Below are 15,050 nucleotides of genomic sequence, written 5' to 3'. Positions count from 1 at the left end.
ATGGGCCAAGAGAACGGCAGGGTCGATGCGGACTCGCTGATGAGATGGAACGGCTGGGGCGACCCGGCCAAGGCGAAGGGGCTGCCTCTTCCGGTGCGTGCTCTGCTGCCGATGCTGTTGGGTCGCGTCCGCACGCCCGCTCCGGCCGTCGAACTCTCGGAGGTGCAGCTGCGCCCGTCGCGTCTGACAGCGGAAGACCGCGCGGCGTTCGTCCTCGCCGTCGGCCTCGAGAACGTCGACGACACACCGGAGGCCCGTGTCCGTCACGCGGGCGGGCGCTCGACGCCCGACCTGCTTCGCCGACGCGAGGCACGACAGGACGCACCGGACGCCGTCGTCCGCCCCGCCGACCACGACGAGGTCCGTGCGTGTCTCGATGCCGCGGCGGCGCAAGGTGTCGCCGTCATCCCCTTCGGTGGCGGGACGAGCGTCGTCGGCGCACTCGATCCTGAACGGGGCGCGCATCACGCCGTGGTCAGCCTCGATCTGCGGCGGCTGAGCGGCATGGTGCGGCTCGATGAGACCAGTGGTGAGGCCGTGCTCGCGGCCGGCACGACGGGGCCGGAGGCGGAGGCGCTGCTTTCCGCGCGCGGGTTCGAGCTCGGTCATTTTCCGCAGAGCTTCCGCTATGCCACGATCGGCGGATTCGCGGCGGCTCGGTCTTCGGGGCAGAACTCTGCGGGGAACGGGCGCTTCGACACGATGGTGACCGGGATCAGAGTGACCACCCCGACCGGCGACATCGAGCTCGGGCGGTCGCCGGGCTCTGCCGCAGGGCCCGACCTGATTCGAGTGTTCCTCGGCTCCGAGGGCATCTTCGGCGTGATCACCGAGGTGCGGGTGCGCGTCCACCCGATCCCGCGCGCGAGGGTGTTCGAGGCCTGGTCGTTTCCGGACTTCGCCAGTGGAGCCGAGGGGCTTCGTCGTGTCGCTCAGCTGAGCGGCGGTCCGACCGTCATCCGGCTGTCCGACGAAGCGGAGACGGCTGTCAGCCTCGCCCAGGTCGGGCGGATCGGCAAAGCACTGGCCAAGGGCGCCAGCGTGGTCACGGTGTACGAAGGCGAGGACATCGCGGAACGACGGGCTCATGCCGGTGCTCACCTCGCCGCGGCGGGCGGGACCTCCTCGGGGGAAGGCCCGGCAGAGGACTGGCTCAGGACCCGGTTCGACGGACCTTATCTGCGCGATTCACTTCTCGACGCCGGTGTCTTCTGCGAGACATTGGAGACCGCGACGACGTGGTCGAACCTGCGGGCGCTGCGCTCGACGGTCGAGGCGGCGCTCAAGGAGGGCTTCGCAGACATCGGCGCCAAGTCGTACGTCATGTGCCACGTCTCGCACATCTACCCGACCGGGGCGTCGCTGTACTTCACGGTCCTCGCGGGAGTGCGCACCGACATGCTCCGTTCGTGGGAGCCCGTGAAAGCGCGTGTGAACGATGCGATCATCACCGCAGGGGGAACGATCAGCCATCACCACGCGGTCGGGCGGGACCATGCGCCGTGGCTCGGTCAGGAGATCGGGGAGACCGGGGTCCGCATCCTCGCCGCCATCAAGAGGGAGCTCGATCCGTCGGGCATACTCAACCCCGGCGCCGTGATCCCCGCGGAACGGACGCACTGACGTGTCCGAGCACATCGCCGTGCTCGCGAATCCGTTCGCCGGTAAGGGGCGGGGCGGGCGAGCGGCGGAGGCAGCCGTTCGACTTCTCCGGGAGCGTGGTGCCGAGGTGCGAACGTACGCGGGTGCCTCCGCCGCCGACACCGCCCGGCTCGCCGTCGCCGCGCTGGCCGACGGCCCTCGTCTCCTCGTGGTCGTGGGCGGTGATGGCACGCTGGTCGGCGTGCTCGACACGGTGTGCGCCGCCTCCGTCCCGGTCGTCCTGGTGCCGGCGGGCACGGGGAACGATCTCGCCCGAGCCCTGGGCCTCCCACGTGGTGACGCACGGGCCGCCGCCGAGCTCGCCCTCATCGGCGTGCCACGAGCGATCGACGTCGGCGTCGTCCGCACCGCGAAGGGCAGTCGGAGATTCCTGACCATCGCGGCGCTGGGCTTCGACGCGAAGGTCAGCGACCGCACCAACAGGCTCCGCTGGCCGCACGGCGCACCTCGCTACTACCTCGCGCTGCTCATCGAGCTCGTGCGACTGCGGCCGATGGAATTCCGCATCGCCGTAGACGAGGAAGCGGCGAGGAGCTCGCCGGGCACGCTGATCGCAGCCGGCAGCACGTCCAGCTACGGAGGGGGTATGCCGATCTGCGCCGGAGCCGTCCCCGACGACGGACTCCTCGACATCGTCCATGTCGCGCCATTGGGCCGCATGCGCCTGCTGGGTCTCTTCCCGCTGCTGCTGCGTGGGACGCATCTCGCGCGCGCTGAGGTCGCGCACCGGCGTGCACGGTCCGTGACCGTCTCGGCCCCCGGCCTCGTGGTCTACGCGGACGGCGAGCGCATCGGCGAGGATGAGTGCACCATCTCGGTGCTTCCCGGCGCGCTCACGATGATGGTGCCGAAGGAGAGCGATGACTGAGTTCGACGAGGATGTCGTGGTCGTGGGTTCCGGCTTCGGAGGTTCGGTCGCTGCTCTGCGGCTGGCGGAGAAGGGCTACCGAGTTCGCGTCTACGAGGCGGGTCGCCGCTTCGAGGACGACGACTTCGCGAAGACCAGCTGGGACGTCCGTCGCTATCTCTGGGCGCCGGCGCTCGGCTGCTACGGTGTGCAGCGTATCCACCGATTGCCGCATGTGATGATCCTGGCCGGTGCGGGGGTAGGCGGCGGATCGCTCAACTACGCGAACACGCTGTATCAGCCGGGCGCGGCCTTCTTCACGGACCCGCAGTGGCAGGGCATCGCGGAGTGGGAGCACGAACTCGCGCCGCACTATGCGACGGCCAAGAGGATGCTCGGCGTCGTCGACCAGTACCCGCACACCGGCCCTGTGGAGCGGATCATGGCCGGCGCCGCGGACGATCTCGGCGTCGGCTCGACGTTCCGGCACGCACCGGTCGGGGTCTGGTTCGGGAAGCCGGGGGAGCGCACGCCGGACCCCTTCTTCGGCGGCGAGGGGCCTGATCGAACCGGGTGCACGCTGTGCGGCAACTGCATGGTGGGCTGCCGCGTCGGCGCGAAGAACACGCTCATGAAGAACTACCTGGCTCTGGCGGAGCGCCACGGAGTCGCGATCGAGGCCCTCCGCACGGTGAGCGAGGTGCGTGAGCTCCCCGAAGGAGGATTCGCGGTGACAACGCAGCGCAGCGGGGCCTGGGTCCGCCGCGTGCGGAAGACCGTGACCGCCCGGGAGGTCGTGCTCGCCGCCGGCACCTGGGGCACGCAGCAGCTGCTGCACCGGATGAAGGAGTCCGGGGCTCTGCCGCGGGTCTCGGACGCCGTAGGTCGGCTCACCCGCACCAACTCGGAGGCCCTCGACGGCGCGGTCGCCGTGAGCGTCCCGGACTCGCTGCAGCTCGCCCGCGGCGTCGCGATCACCACGTCGTTCCACGTCGACGACCGCACCCACGTCGAGAACGTCCGCTACGGGCCGGGGTCGAACCTGATGGGTGCACTCGCTACCGTGATCGTCCCCGGCGGACGTCCGATAGGGGTGCGACTGCGCAGTCTGGTCGCCCAGATGCTCCGTTCCCCGGTGCGGCAGTTCCGTCTCGGGAGCCTCCGCCGCTGGAGCGAGCGGGGTATCATCGCGCTGGTCATGCAGACAGCGGACAACTCGCTCACGCTCTCCCTGCGCCGCCGCTTCGGCCGCCTCATCATGACGAGCGCACAGGGACACGGGGAGCCGAACCCGAGCTATCTGCCCCAGGCCCATGCGGCGGCGGCGGCGATCGCCGCGCGGGTCGAGGTGGACAGCGGGGTCCCAGCCGCTGCACGTGGATCCTGGCCTGAGGTGTTCGGCATCCCCCTCACCGCGCACTTCCTCGGCGGTGCCGTCATCTCGGCGTCACGTACGGACGGTGTCATCGACGGGTATCACCGGGTCTGGGGGCACCCCGGCCTGCACGTCGTCGACGGCGCCGCCGTGCCCGCGAATCCCGGGGTGAATCCCTCGCTGACGATCACCGCACTGGCGGAGCGGGCGCTGTCGTACTGGCCTCGTCGCGGCGAAGACGACGCACGCCCGGTTCAGCCGGCGAGCTGAGCCTCGGCGACAGGGCTCTGTGGTGCAGGGTCTTCGGACAGCGCCCGTGACGCTGTCCAGTACCAGCCGTGGGCGACGCTGACGGCGCTCATCCCCAGCAGGGGAAGTGCGATGTACGGCTCGGTGATGTTCGTCAACAAGGACCCGAATTCTCCGGTCATGTTCGCGGGCCAGGTCCCGACGACCGCGATGACGACGCCTCCGACCACGAGACCGAGTCCTGCAAAGGCGATGAGGTGTTGCCGCATGCCCGCCGTGGTCCGCAGAAGCCGGCCCAGCACGAAGGCGGCCCCGCTGCCGATGACGGTCGCCAGAGCGGAGGTGGCCACGACGAAGAGGAGCTGGAACCATGCCACCAGGATGAGGATCGAGAAGACGGTCTGCAGGGAGCGCGACATGATGGCGAGGACGACGGTCGTCACCAGGAGGAACAGAGCGTTGAAGGTGATCCAGGTCGCAACGGCGCCGCGCCAGAACTCGCGTCGGCTGAAGGCCATCGGCTGCTCGGTGGTGCGCGGAGACGGGCGAGGGCTCATCGATCCAGGGTAGGGCTTGCCGAGCGCCGGACGACGAAGCGCCTCACCGGATTCGCTGGGAATCCGGTGAGGCGCTTCGGTGATGGCGTCCGGCGATCAGCGGCTTTCGACGCCGCGGATCTGCGGGGTGTGGAAGGAGCCGCCGAAGGCCCGCTCGGATGCACCTTCGCGGTCGAGGTACGGTGAGGCGCCGCCGTCGATGAAAGGCCAACCGGCGCCGAGGATCAGGCACAGATCGATGTCCTCGACCTCAGGGACGACGCCCTCGTCGAGCATGAGCTTGATCTCCTGCGCCAGACCGTCCTGCACGCGCTGGAGGATGGTCGCGGCCGTGGCCGGTGTCTTGCCCACCGCCGGCTTCAGGACCTTCTCCGCCTGCTTGCTCCAGCCGACGACGCGTCCGCCCTTGTCCTTCTCCACGACCGTGTCGAGCTCGGCGAGCGCGTGGAAGTTCTCGTTGGCGTAGAACCGGTCGGGGAACGCATGCACCATCGTGTCCTGCACGTGGGCGGCGACCTTCCAGCCGACCAGGTCGATCAGCTGGAACGGGCCCATCGGGAGGCCGAGGGGTCCGAAGGCCTTCTCGACCTCGGCGATCGGCGTGCCCTCGTAGACGGCACGTGCGGCTTCGCCCATGACCTTCGCGAGCAGCCGGTTCACGACGAAGCCCGGGGCGTCGGCGGTGAGCACCGCGTTCTTCCCCAGGTTCTTCGCGACCACGAAGGCCGTCGACAGCGCGGCGTCGGCGGTCACCGGGGTCTTCACGATCTCGATCAGCGGCATGACCGCGACCGGGTTGAAGAAGTGGAAGCCGACCAGACGCTCCGGGTGCGCGAGCTTCGACCCGATCTCCTCGACCGACAGGGAGGAGGTGTTGGTCGCGAGGATCGCGTCCTCGGCGATGATCTTCTCGATCTCGCCGAACACCTGCTGCTTGACGCCGACCTCCTCGAACACCGCCTCGATGACGAAGTCGCAGTCCGCGTAGAGGCTCTTGTCGGTCGTGCCGGTGACCAGCGCACGCAGCTTGTTCGCGCTGTCGGAGTCGAGACGTCCCTTGGCCTCGAGCTTGCCGATCTCCTCGTGGATGTAGGCGACGCCCTTGTCGACACGTGCCTGATCCAGGTCGGTGATGAGCACAGGCACCTGGAGCTTGCGCACGAACAGCAGTGCGAACTGGCTGGCCATGAGACCGGCACCGATGATGCCGACCTTGGTGACCTTCTTCGCGAGCTGCTTGTCGGGCGCACCGACCGGACGCTTCGCACGCTTCTGCACCAGGTCGAACGCGTACATCGACGCGGCGAACTGGTCCCCGGTCACGAGTTCCGCCAGCGCCTCGTCCTCGCGGGCGAAGCCCTCCGCCTTCGTGCCGCTCTTCGCCTTGTCGAGCAGCTCAAGGGCGGCGTACGGCGACTTCGGCACGGTGCCGATCTTCGACTCCAGCATGCCGCGCGCCATCTTGATCGCGATCGGCCACTTGGTGAGGCGCTCGAGCTTGCCGGGCTCGTTCTTGCGCTCGACCTTCGTGCCGCCGAGTACCGCATCCGCCCAGGAGAGCGAGTTCTCGAGGTAGTTCGCCGCGGGGAAGATCGCGTCGAAGATCCCGAGGTCGAACGCCTGCTGCGGCTTCAGCATGCGGTTCTGCTTGAGCGGGTTCGAGATGACCACCTCGAGCGCGTTCTCGATGCCGATGAGGTTCGGCAGCAGGTAGGCGCCACCCCAGCCGGGGATGATGCCGAGGAAGACCTCGGGAAGCGCCACTGCCGCCGCCGAGGCGTCGACCGTGCGGTATGTGGAGTTCAGAGCGATCTCCAGTCCGCCGCCGAGCGCGAGTCCGTTCACGAACGCGAAGGACGGCACGCCGAGGTCGCCGAGCTTGCCGAGCACCTTGTGGCCCAGCTGCGCGATGAGGCGTGCGTTGTCCCGGGACCCGACCTTGCTGATGTCCGAGAGATCGGCGCCGGCCGCCATGATGTACTGCTTGCCGGTGATGCCGACCGCCTGGATCTCGCCGGCCGCTGCCCTGGCCTTGAGGCCGTCGAGGGTCTCGCCCAGCTGGGTGAGCGTCGCGGGTCCGAGCGTGTTCGGGCGGGTGTGATCGCGACCGTTGTCGAGCGTGATCAGTGCCAGCACCTTGCCGGAGGCGAGGCGGATGTCGCGCACCGGTGACTGTGTGATGACCTCGCCCTCGGTGAGCGCCTGGATGGGGGAGAAGTCGATGTCGTCGTAGTCGGTCACGTTCGCGCTCACTTCTTCTTCTTGCCGTCGTAGTGCGGGTTCTCCCAGATGACCGAACCGCCCTGGCCGAGACCCACGCACATGGCGGTGAGGCCGTAGCGGACATCGGGACGCTCGGCGAACTGCGCCGCGAGCTGGATCATGAGGCGCACACCGGACGCGGCGAGCGGGTGCCCGAGGGCGATGGCGCCGCCCCACTGGTTGACACGCGGATCGTCGTCGGCGATCCCGAAGTGGTCGAGCAGGGAGATCACCTGGATGGCGAAGGCCTCGTTGAGCTCGAAGAGACCGATGTCGTCGATCGTGAGACCGGCTTTCTTGAGGGCTTTCTCGGTCGACGGGATCGGGCCGATGCCCATGATCTCGGGCTGGACCCCGGCGAACGCGAACGAGACCATCCGCATCTTCGGCGCCAGTCCGAACTCCTTGACCGCACCACCACCGGCGAGCAGCGACATCGTCGCGCCGTCGGTGAGAGGGGAGGAGGTGCCTGCGGTGACGCGTCCGTGCGGGCGGAACGGCGTCTTCAGCGCGGCGAGGTCTTCCATGGTGGTCTGCGGGCGTCGACCTTCGTCCTCGGTGGCGAGGCCCCAGGCGCCGTCGGCACCCTTGATCGCGACGGACACGAGGTCGGGCTGGATCTTGCCCGCGTCGTATGCCGCCTGCACCTTGTGCTGGCTCAACATGCCGAAGCGGTCGGAGCGCTCCTTGGTGAGGTGCGGGAAGCGGTCGAAGATGCGCTCAGCCGTGACGCCCATGTTGAGCGCGCCGGGGTCGACCATCTTCTCTGCCACGAACCGCGGGTTCGGGTCGGCGTTCCCGCCGATCGGGTGGTGCCCCATGTGCTCGACGCCGCCGGCGAGGGCGAAGTCGTACATGCCGACACCGATCGATGCGCCCATCGTGGTGACGCTGGTCATCGCGCCGGCGCACATGCGCTCGACCGCGAGGCCGGGCACCGTCTGCGGAAGGCCCGCGAGGATCGCCACCGAGCGCCCGAGCGTCAGCCCCTGGTCGCCGGTCTGGCTCGTCGCCGCGATGGCGACGTCATCGATGCGGTCGGCCGGGACGGAGGCGTTGCGCTCCATCAAGCCGATGGTCGCCTTGACGGCGAGGTCATCCGCGCGGGTGTTCCAGTACATGCCCTTTTCGCCGGCGCGCCCGAAAGGGGTGCGTACTCCATCGACGAAGAAGACGTCCGAGATCTCGGCCACTCTGCCTCCAAGTTAGTGCGTGGCCTCAGTCTATGAAGCCCGGGAAACAGGGAGGAATCGGTTGGTTCGAACCTACGAAGCGGGTGCGGAGGTGCTGTCGGGCGTTTGCGCCGCCTCTACAAAGGCGGCCGCGATCTTCTGTGCGGTCTGTTCAATCTGCCAGGGGCGGGCTCCGAGTGCTGCCAGCGCATCCCCGATCTCCTCCGCCGTCTCACCGGGGAGATCCCACGCCACGCGGCGGAGGTATTCCGGGGTGAGGAGGTTCTCGGTCGGCATCCCCAACTCCTCGGCGATGGCTTCCACGACAGGGCGCGCGGCCTTGAGCCGCGCATCCGCTTCGGGGTTGCGATCGGCCCATGCGCGCGGGGGAGGAAGCGTATCGCTCGGGACCCGTTCGCGCGGGAGCTCTTCCGATGCCCGCCCATCGACGATCGCCTGCCACCACCTGTCGAGCTGCGTGCGGCTCGCGCGGCCCTGGAACTCCTTGATACCGGCGAGGGCCTGCTTCGACGGCGGGTTGGCCATCACTGCGGCGACGAGTGACCGGTCGGGAACGAGCCGGCCGGGGGAGACATCCTGGTCCTGTGCATACGCTTCGCGGGCCTGCCAGAGCGAACGTGCGACCGCGAGGTTACGAGCCCCGCGGACCTGGTGCAGGCCACTGAGCCGGCGCCAGGGGTCTTCCCTCGGCGGCTTGGGCGCGCGGGCCAGAGTGGCGGCGAACTCCTGGGCGGCATACTCCGTCTTGTTCTGCTCCTCCAGTTCGAGCACGAGAACGTCGCGGACATCGATCAGATGCAGCACGTCGAGCGCGGCGTACTCGAGCCAGGAGTCGGGGAGCGGACGCGTCGACCAGTCGGCCGCCGAGTGCTCCTTCTTCAGCGTGATGCCCAGCGTGTCCTCGACGACGGCGCCGAGTCCGACCCGCTCGTGCCCGAGCAGACGGGACGCGAGTTCGGTGTCGAAGATCACCGGAGGCTCGAGGCGCAGCTCCCGCAGCGAGGGCAGGTCCTGGCTCGCGGCATGCAGAACCCACTCGACGTCGCCGATCGCCTCCTGGAGAGGAGCGAAATCGCCGATGGCCGGCGGGTCGAACAGGAAGACCCCGGCTTCGCGTCGGAACACCTGCACCAGATAGGCGCGTTGCGAGTAACGGAAGCCGGACGCGCGTTCCACGTCGACGGCCACGGGGCCGGTGCCCGCAGCGAGTACGGCGCAAGCCGCGCGGAACTCCTCAGCATCCGAGATCACGGAGTATTCAGTCACGTACAGCCTTTCGCGCGCCGATCACGGCGATGCCCTCGGAGCCGGGCGGAAGTCCCGCCAGCATTCCGACCAGCTCGGCCCATGCTTCGACGTGCGGTCGGAACGGGCCCTCCGGAGTCCAGGACGCACGCAATTCTATCTGCGCGCCGTCGCCTTCGATGGCGAGCCCGCCGAATCCCTTCGACAGCGTCTTCGTCGACGTCCCCGATTCCGAGTGGTAGACCGCATCCCGCGAATCGAGCGCGTCGACCAGCCACGACCAGGTCACGTCGGCGAGCAGGGGATCGGTGCCGATCTCGGTCTCCAGTGGAGCCTGCGCGAAGATCACGATGCGCCACGAGCCGCCCCAAGCGCCCGGCTCGTCCGGATCGTGCAGCAGGACGAAGCGGCCCGTGCCGTACACCGACTCGCCGTCGCTCTCCGGGCGCACGTCGGCGCCGAGGGCGATGGCGAAGGGTGCGAGACCCTGTGGCGTGGCGATCTCGCGTACCGTGATGTCATCGCGGAACTCGGTCTCGCGCAGTTCGGCCACGGCGCTCTCGAAAGGCGTCCCGGCCTCGGGGTGTGCGGTCACGGCAACAGGCTAGAGTCAGGAAGCGATGAAGAGTCTCAGGCACGCCGTTACGCTCCTTGTCCCCGCGCTGTTCGCCTTCGGGGCAGCGTTCGCTCTCGTCGTGTTCGCGGTCGCCCGACGGGTCGTCACCCCGATGCGCCGACCCACCGATACACAGATCCTCGCGGTCGACACCGGTGCGCAGACCATCGAACTGCAGCGCACTCCCGACACCGAGCTCCCCGGGCGCTACGGCCTGTTCACGACAGGGACATACGGCTACGTCAAGCTCGGTGCGGTGCTCAGCGCAGACGCCACGACCGTTCGACGCAAGCTGCTCACGCAGATCGAACCCGGTGCGCGCGTGGATCGTGCTGCGGCATTCAGCGGCTACTACTACTCCACTCCGAGCGAGCTGCACCTGCAGTGGGAGAACCTTCTGATCGGCTCTCCCGCCGGCCCGTGTCCGGCCTGGTACTTCCCCGGGTCGTCGTCGACCTGGGTGATCCAGGTGCACGGCCGAGGAGCGACACGGGCGGAGTGCCTGCGCGCCGTGCCGGTCATGCACGCGGCGGGCCTTCCGACCCTGGTGGTGTCCTACCGCAACGATGGTGAGGCTCCCCGCACCAGGGCCGGTGCGTATGCGCTCGGGGCATCGGAGTGGCGTGACGTCGATGCCGCCATCGCGTACGCACTCCGACACGGAGCAGAGCGGGTCATCCTGATGGGCTGGTCGATGGGGGGAGCGGTCTCGCTGCAGGCCGCGGTGAGTTCGGGTCACAGAGACCGCATCGCGGGGATCATCCTCGAGTCCCCTGTCGTCGACTGGCGCACGGTGCTGCGGTTCCAGGCGAAGCTTGCCGGGGTGCGGCCGCCCTTGCCCGAGCTGGCCATGGGGGCGCTGCAGATGCCTCTCACCGCGCGCCTCAGCGGCGCAGACGAGCCGATCCACTTCGATCGCCTGGACATGGTCGCCCGAGCGGACGAACTGACCGCACCGATCCTGATCCTGCACAGCGACGACGACGGCTTCGTGCCCGCGGATTCGTCCCATGCCCTTCAGAATGCGCGCCCCGACCTCGTGACGATGCCGAAGTTCACGGTCGCCCGTCACACGAAGCTGTGGAACTACGACCAGACCGGATGGACCACCGCCATCACGGACTGGCTCGAAGCCACGGGTTTCAGCGCTTCTGCATGACCTGGTTCTTCGCCCGCATCAGCATCCCGGTCATGCCTCCGATCCGCAGCGGCGACACCGCTTTCGTGAGGCCGATCGACTGCGGGTAGTCGTTCGGGATGGCGAGAACCTCGTCGGCGGTGAGACCGGTGAGCCCCTGCACCAGGATGCTGGCGAACCCGCGGGTGGTCGGCGCCTCCGGAGGTGCCGTCGCATGCATGGTGACGATGTCGTCCTGCACCTCGACGTGGATGTACACAGGGGACTGGCACTCCGCGACCCGCTCGTACATCTCGGGATGCGCCGCGACCGCGTCCGAGACGTCCGGGAGCTCGTCCGAGAACTCGAGCAGCAGGAGGAGCCGATCCGACTCCGGGGTCTCCAGGAATCCCTCGCGGATCTCGGCAAGGGTGTCAGGAACGTCGCTCGTGCTCATCCCTGTCATTGTCACACGCTCAGACGGTACCCGGCTCTGAGCCCGTGACGATCGGCACGCGCACTGCGCTTCCCCACTCCGTCCAGGAACCGTCGTAGTTGCGGACGTTCTCGAACCCGAGGAGGTGCTTGAGCACGAACCAGGTGTGGCTCGACCGCTCACCGATACGGCAGTAGGCGACGACGTCGTCGCCGTCATTCAGGCCGGCGCCGTCACGGTAGATCACGTCGAGCTCGGCCCGGGGGCGGAATCCGCCGTCTTCCGCGACCGCCTTCGCCCACGGAACGCTCTGCGCGGTGGGGATGTGTCCCGCCCGCAGCGTCCCCTCCTCGGGGTATGCGGGTGCCGTGGTGCGCTCACCGGAGTACTCCTCGGGGGAGCGCACATCGATCAGAGGGCTGCCGATGTGGGCCAGGACGTCTTCCTTGTACGCGCGGATCACGGAGTCGTCGCGCTCGATCACGGGGTACTCCGTAGCCGGCCGGGAGGTCGCCTCCCGGGTGAGTTCCCGTCCTTCGGCGATCCAGCGGTCACGTCCGCCGTCGAGCAGGCGTACGTCTTCGTGGCCGAACAGCGAGAACACCCAGAGGGCGTAGGCGGCCCACCAGTTGTTCTTGTCGCCGTAGATGACGACCGTGTCGTCGCGGGCGATGCCCTTGCGGCTGAGCAGTTCGGCGAAGCCCTCGCCGTCGACGTAGTCACGCACCACCGGGTCGTTGAGCTCGGTGTGCCAGTCGACCTTCACCGCTCCGGGGATGTGGCCGGTCTCGTAGAGCAGGACGTCTTCATCGGATTCGACCACCACGAGGCCGGGGGTCCCCAGCCGTTCCGCGAGCCACTGCGTGGTCACCAGGCGGCCGGGCTCGGCGTACTCGGCGAACTTGGGGGAGGAGGAATCGAACTCGATGGCCATGGGGTCTCCGAAGCGTTGAGCGGACGAGGGTGCTGCTGCAGACGGCGTAGTGTTGTTCCGTCCCTTCGACGATAGATCCCCGCCGAGCACCCTGCGCCCGATTCGTAAGACTTCGACACAGGTGAGCACCTGATCCAGGACCGTGATGACCGACCCGACCAGCCGCACGGGAATCGTGCACCTCACCGAGCGCCAGCCGACCGTCAGCGGACCCGAGATGCTGGCGAGCCTGGTGCCGCCGCCGCAGTTCGACAGTGCGACGTTCGACAGCTACCGCGCCGACCCCGCCTACCCTTCGCAGGAAGAGGCGAAGGAGACGCTGATGCGCTTCGCCGGACGAGGTGCTCCCGTGAAGCGCGGAGGTCTGTTCAGCCGGGCGAAGAAGGAGCCGGAGCTCAAGCCGGGCGTCTACCTCGACGGCGGATTCGGAGTGGGCAAGACACACCTGCTCGCCTCGATCTACCACGCGATGCCGGCCCGCCGGAAGTACTTCGGCTCGTTCATCGAGTACACGGCCCTCGTCGGCGCGCTCGGCTACAAGAACACCGTCGATCTGCTCAAGGGCGCCGATCTGCTCTGCATCGATGAGTTCGAGCTCGATGACCCGGGCGACACGATGGTCATGACGCGCCTGCTGGGCGAGCTCGTGCCGACCGGCACCAGACTCGCAGCCACCTCGAACACCCCTCCCAACGCACTCGGTGAGGGACGCTTCGCCGCACAGGACTTCCTGCGCGAGATCCATGCCATGTCCGACAGCTTCCAGACACTGCGCATCGACGGCGTCGACTTCCGCCAGCGCGCCCTCGACGGTCATGCCGTCGTGCTCGACGACGACGCCTACGCTGCGGCCGTCGCTGCGGCCGCCGCAACGGGCACCGCGTCTGACGACCGGTTCGACGATCTGATCCGCCATCTGGCACAGGTGCATCCGTCGCGCTACATCCGACTCATCGACGGACTCGGCGGCGTGGGTGTGCGCGACGTCCGTCAGCTGACCGATCAGTCGGAGGCACTGCGTTTCGTCGCCTTCGTCGACCGTGTGTACGACGCGCAGATCCCGATCCTCGCCACTGGCCTCAGCCTCGATGCGGTGTTCTCCGACGAGATGCTCGCCGGTGGATACCGCAAGAAGTACCTGCGCGCCATCTCCCGACTCAACGCCCTCACGCATTCTGCGTAAGCCCGTAGGCGCGCGTAACGCGATGTTCACGGGCGGAGCCGCGCTGTAACAGCGGGGAAACAAACCTCACGCATTGACGAAACCGCAGGTCGTCACACTGAAGCTCTCAATTACTTCGGATGTGAGGTTTTCCTATGGATGCTCCCGGCAACATCTCGTGGGCGATCACCGCGACAGCGCTGGTGCTGCTCATGACGCCCGGCGTCGCCTTCTTCTACGGCGGTCTCGTCAAGGCGAAGAGCGTCGTCAGCATGATGATGATGAGCTTCGGCTCCATCGGACTCGTCGCCGTGCTGTGGATTCTCTTCGGCTACTCGATGAGCGCCGTCGACAGCCCGACCGCCTTCGCAGGCAACCCGTTCGCCGACTTCGGCCTCTCGAGCCTCGCCGCAGGCGAGGGCTCGAACGTCGCTCTCCTCGGCGTCGCCTACGGCGCCACGTTCGCGATCATCACCGTCGCCCTGATCTCCGGGGCGATCGCAGACCGCGCGAAGTTTGGCAGCTGGCTGATCTTCGCCGGTATCTTCGCGACGGTCGGGTACTTCCCCGTGGCCGCGTGGGTCTGGGGCGGCGGCTGGATCATGAACCTCGGCACCACGCTCTTCGGTGAGGACAGCGGCATCGGCGTGATCGACTACGCCGGTGGAACCGCGGTGCACATCAATGCGGGTGCTGCGGCCCTGGCCCTGGCTCTGGTCCTCGGCAAGCGCATCGGCTTCCAGAAGGGCATCCTGAAGCCCCACAACGTGCCGCTGACGCTTCTCGGCGCCGCTCTGCTGTGGTTCGGATGGTTCGGCTTCAACGCCGGCGCCGAGTGGCTCGCGGAGGACATGGGCGGTGTGGGACTCATCGGTCTGAACACTCTGGGTGCGACCGCCGCAGCCATCCTCGGCTGGATCCTGGTCGAGAAGATCAAGGACGGCAAGCCCACCTCGGTCGGTGCCGCCTCGGGCGCCGTCGCCGGTCTCGTCGCCATCACCCCGGCATGCGCCAACCTGACTCCGGGATGGGCGCTGCTGCTCGGCGCACTCGCCGGTGTCGTCTGCGCACTCGCCATCGAGCTGAAGTTCCGTCTGGGCTTCGACGACTCGCTCGACGTCGTGGGTATCCACCTCGTCGGCGGCCTCATCGGAACGCTCTACCTCGGGTTCTTCGCCACCGAGACCGGACTGTTCGTCGGTGGGGACGCGCGCCAGCTCGCGGTGCAGCTGATCGCCGCCCTCGGCGTGCTGATCTACTCGTTCGTCGTGGCCTTCATCATCGGCTTCGCCATCCAGAAGACGATCGGCTTCCGCGTCACGAACGAAGACGAGATCGCCGGTGTCGACCAGGTCGTGCACGGCGAGGAGGGCTACGCACTCGCCGACGCGTGAT

13 protein-coding genes are annotated in these 15,050 nt (G+C 68.2%); 6 read left to right on the top strand and 7 right to left on the bottom strand.

What is annotated here, in order from left to right:
* Genes HDC31_RS09700 through HDC31_RS09690 form a run of 3 tightly spaced genes read left to right on the top strand, consistent with a single transcriptional unit; the run spans position 1 to position 4,154 of the window.
* A complete protein-coding gene (locus tag HDC31_RS09700; RefSeq protein ID WP_257022013.1) occupies positions 1–1,623 on the top strand; it encodes an FAD-binding oxidoreductase in 1,623 nt (540 codons plus the stop codon).
* A 1-nt stretch (position 1,624) separates the two neighbouring features.
* Positions 1,625–2,530, top strand: a complete 906-nt coding sequence (locus HDC31_RS09695) for a YegS/Rv2252/BmrU family lipid kinase (RefSeq protein WP_113681268.1) — start codon at positions 1,625–1,627, stop codon at positions 2,528–2,530.
* Complete coding sequence (locus HDC31_RS09690) at positions 2,523–4,154, top strand: GMC family oxidoreductase (protein WP_113681269.1); 1,632 nt, start codon at positions 2,523–2,525, stop codon at positions 4,152–4,154. The genes HDC31_RS09695 and HDC31_RS09690 overlap by 8 nt, the downstream gene beginning before the upstream one ends.
* Here HDC31_RS09690 and HDC31_RS09685 read toward each other — a convergent pair.
* The 5 genes from HDC31_RS09685 to HDC31_RS09665 form a co-directional block, all read right to left on the bottom strand.
* On the bottom strand, positions 4,139–4,690 hold the full coding sequence (locus HDC31_RS09685; protein WP_113681270.1) for a hypothetical protein: 552 nt from the start codon (positions 4,688–4,690) through the stop codon (positions 4,139–4,141). The two genes, HDC31_RS09690 and HDC31_RS09685, sit on opposite strands and share 16 nt — an antisense overlap.
* A 96-nt stretch (positions 4,691–4,786) precedes the next feature.
* Positions 4,787–6,931, bottom strand: coding sequence for a 3-hydroxyacyl-CoA dehydrogenase NAD-binding domain-containing protein (locus HDC31_RS09680; protein WP_058631785.1), 2,145 nt, complete (start codon positions 6,929–6,931; stop codon positions 4,787–4,789).
* A gap of 8 nt (positions 6,932–6,939) precedes the next feature.
* Positions 6,940–8,145, bottom strand: coding sequence for a thiolase family protein (locus HDC31_RS09675; RefSeq protein ID WP_046747202.1), 1,206 nt, complete (start codon positions 8,143–8,145; stop codon positions 6,940–6,942).
* Between the two features lie 72 nt (positions 8,146–8,217).
* Positions 8,218–9,411, bottom strand: a complete 1,194-nt coding sequence (locus HDC31_RS09670) for an HRDC domain-containing protein (RefSeq protein ID WP_061018750.1) — start codon at positions 9,409–9,411, stop codon at positions 8,218–8,220.
* The gene (locus HDC31_RS09665) at positions 9,404–9,985 is read right to left on the bottom strand and encodes a DUF3000 domain-containing protein (protein ID WP_113681271.1); all 582 of its coding nucleotides are present in this window, start codon (positions 9,983–9,985) and stop codon (positions 9,404–9,406) included. Before HDC31_RS09665 ends, HDC31_RS09670 begins: the two co-directional genes overlap by 8 nt.
* A gap of 25 nt (positions 9,986–10,010) precedes the next feature.
* On the opposite strand from HDC31_RS09665, the gene HDC31_RS09660 reads away from it, so the two are divergent.
* Positions 10,011–11,165 carry a S9 family peptidase gene (locus HDC31_RS09660; protein WP_058631751.1) on the top strand — a complete coding sequence of 385 codons (1,155 nt, stop codon included), beginning with the start codon at positions 10,011–10,013 and terminating at the stop codon, positions 11,163–11,165.
* Here the strand turns inward: HDC31_RS09660 and HDC31_RS09655 are convergent.
* Positions 11,149–11,580 carry a SufE family protein gene (locus tag HDC31_RS09655; RefSeq protein ID WP_046747198.1) on the bottom strand — a complete coding sequence of 144 codons (432 nt, stop codon included), beginning with the start codon at positions 11,578–11,580 and terminating at the stop codon, positions 11,149–11,151. The genes HDC31_RS09660 and HDC31_RS09655 overlap by 17 nt on opposite strands.
* A gap of 19 nt (positions 11,581–11,599) precedes the next feature.
* Positions 11,600–12,493, bottom strand: a complete 894-nt coding sequence (locus HDC31_RS09650; protein WP_061018748.1) for a sulfurtransferase — start codon at positions 12,491–12,493, stop codon at positions 11,600–11,602.
* A 145-nt stretch (positions 12,494–12,638) separates the two neighbouring features.
* Between HDC31_RS09650 and zapE the strand changes: the two genes are divergently transcribed.
* Both zapE and HDC31_RS09640 read left to right on the top strand, forming a co-directional pair.
* Positions 12,639–13,676, top strand: a complete 1,038-nt coding sequence (zapE, locus tag HDC31_RS09645; protein WP_046747196.1) for a cell division protein ZapE — start codon at positions 12,639–12,641, stop codon at positions 13,674–13,676.
* Between the two features lie 134 nt (positions 13,677–13,810).
* Positions 13,811–15,049: an ammonium transporter gene (locus tag HDC31_RS09640; RefSeq protein WP_113681272.1), complete on the top strand. Its 1,239-nt coding sequence runs from the start codon at positions 13,811–13,813 to the stop codon at positions 15,047–15,049.
* Position 15,050: the final 1 nt, after the last annotated feature.

The organism is Microbacterium sp. JAI119, assembly GCF_013410135.1.
GTDB classification, from domain to species: Bacteria; Actinomycetota; Actinomycetes; order Actinomycetales; family Microbacteriaceae; genus Microbacterium; species Microbacterium oxydans.
This window is presented reverse-complemented; position numbering and strand designations above follow the sequence as displayed.

Coding starts and splice junctions, on each gene's coding strand:
- HDC31_RS09685 (WP_113681270.1), bottom strand. CDS start 4,690: ATGAGCCCTCGCCCGTCTCCGCGCACCACCGAGCAGCCGATGGCCTTC.
- HDC31_RS09640 (WP_113681272.1), top strand. CDS start 13,811: ATGGATGCTCCCGGCAACATCTCGTGGGCGATCACCGCGACAGCGCTG.
- zapE (WP_046747196.1), top strand. CDS start 12,639: ATGACCGACCCGACCAGCCGCACGGGAATCGTGCACCTCACCGAGCGC.
- HDC31_RS09700 (WP_257022013.1), top strand. CDS start 1: ATGGGCCAAGAGAACGGCAGGGTCGATGCGGACTCGCTGATGAGATGG.
- HDC31_RS09650 (WP_061018748.1), bottom strand. CDS start 12,493: ATGGCCATCGAGTTCGATTCCTCCTCCCCCAAGTTCGCCGAGTACGCC.
- HDC31_RS09690 (WP_113681269.1), top strand. CDS start 2,523: ATGACTGAGTTCGACGAGGATGTCGTGGTCGTGGGTTCCGGCTTCGGA.
- HDC31_RS09660 (WP_058631751.1), top strand. CDS start 10,011: ATGAAGAGTCTCAGGCACGCCGTTACGCTCCTTGTCCCCGCGCTGTTC.
- HDC31_RS09655 (WP_046747198.1), bottom strand. CDS start 11,580: ATGAGCACGAGCGACGTTCCTGACACCCTTGCCGAGATCCGCGAGGGA.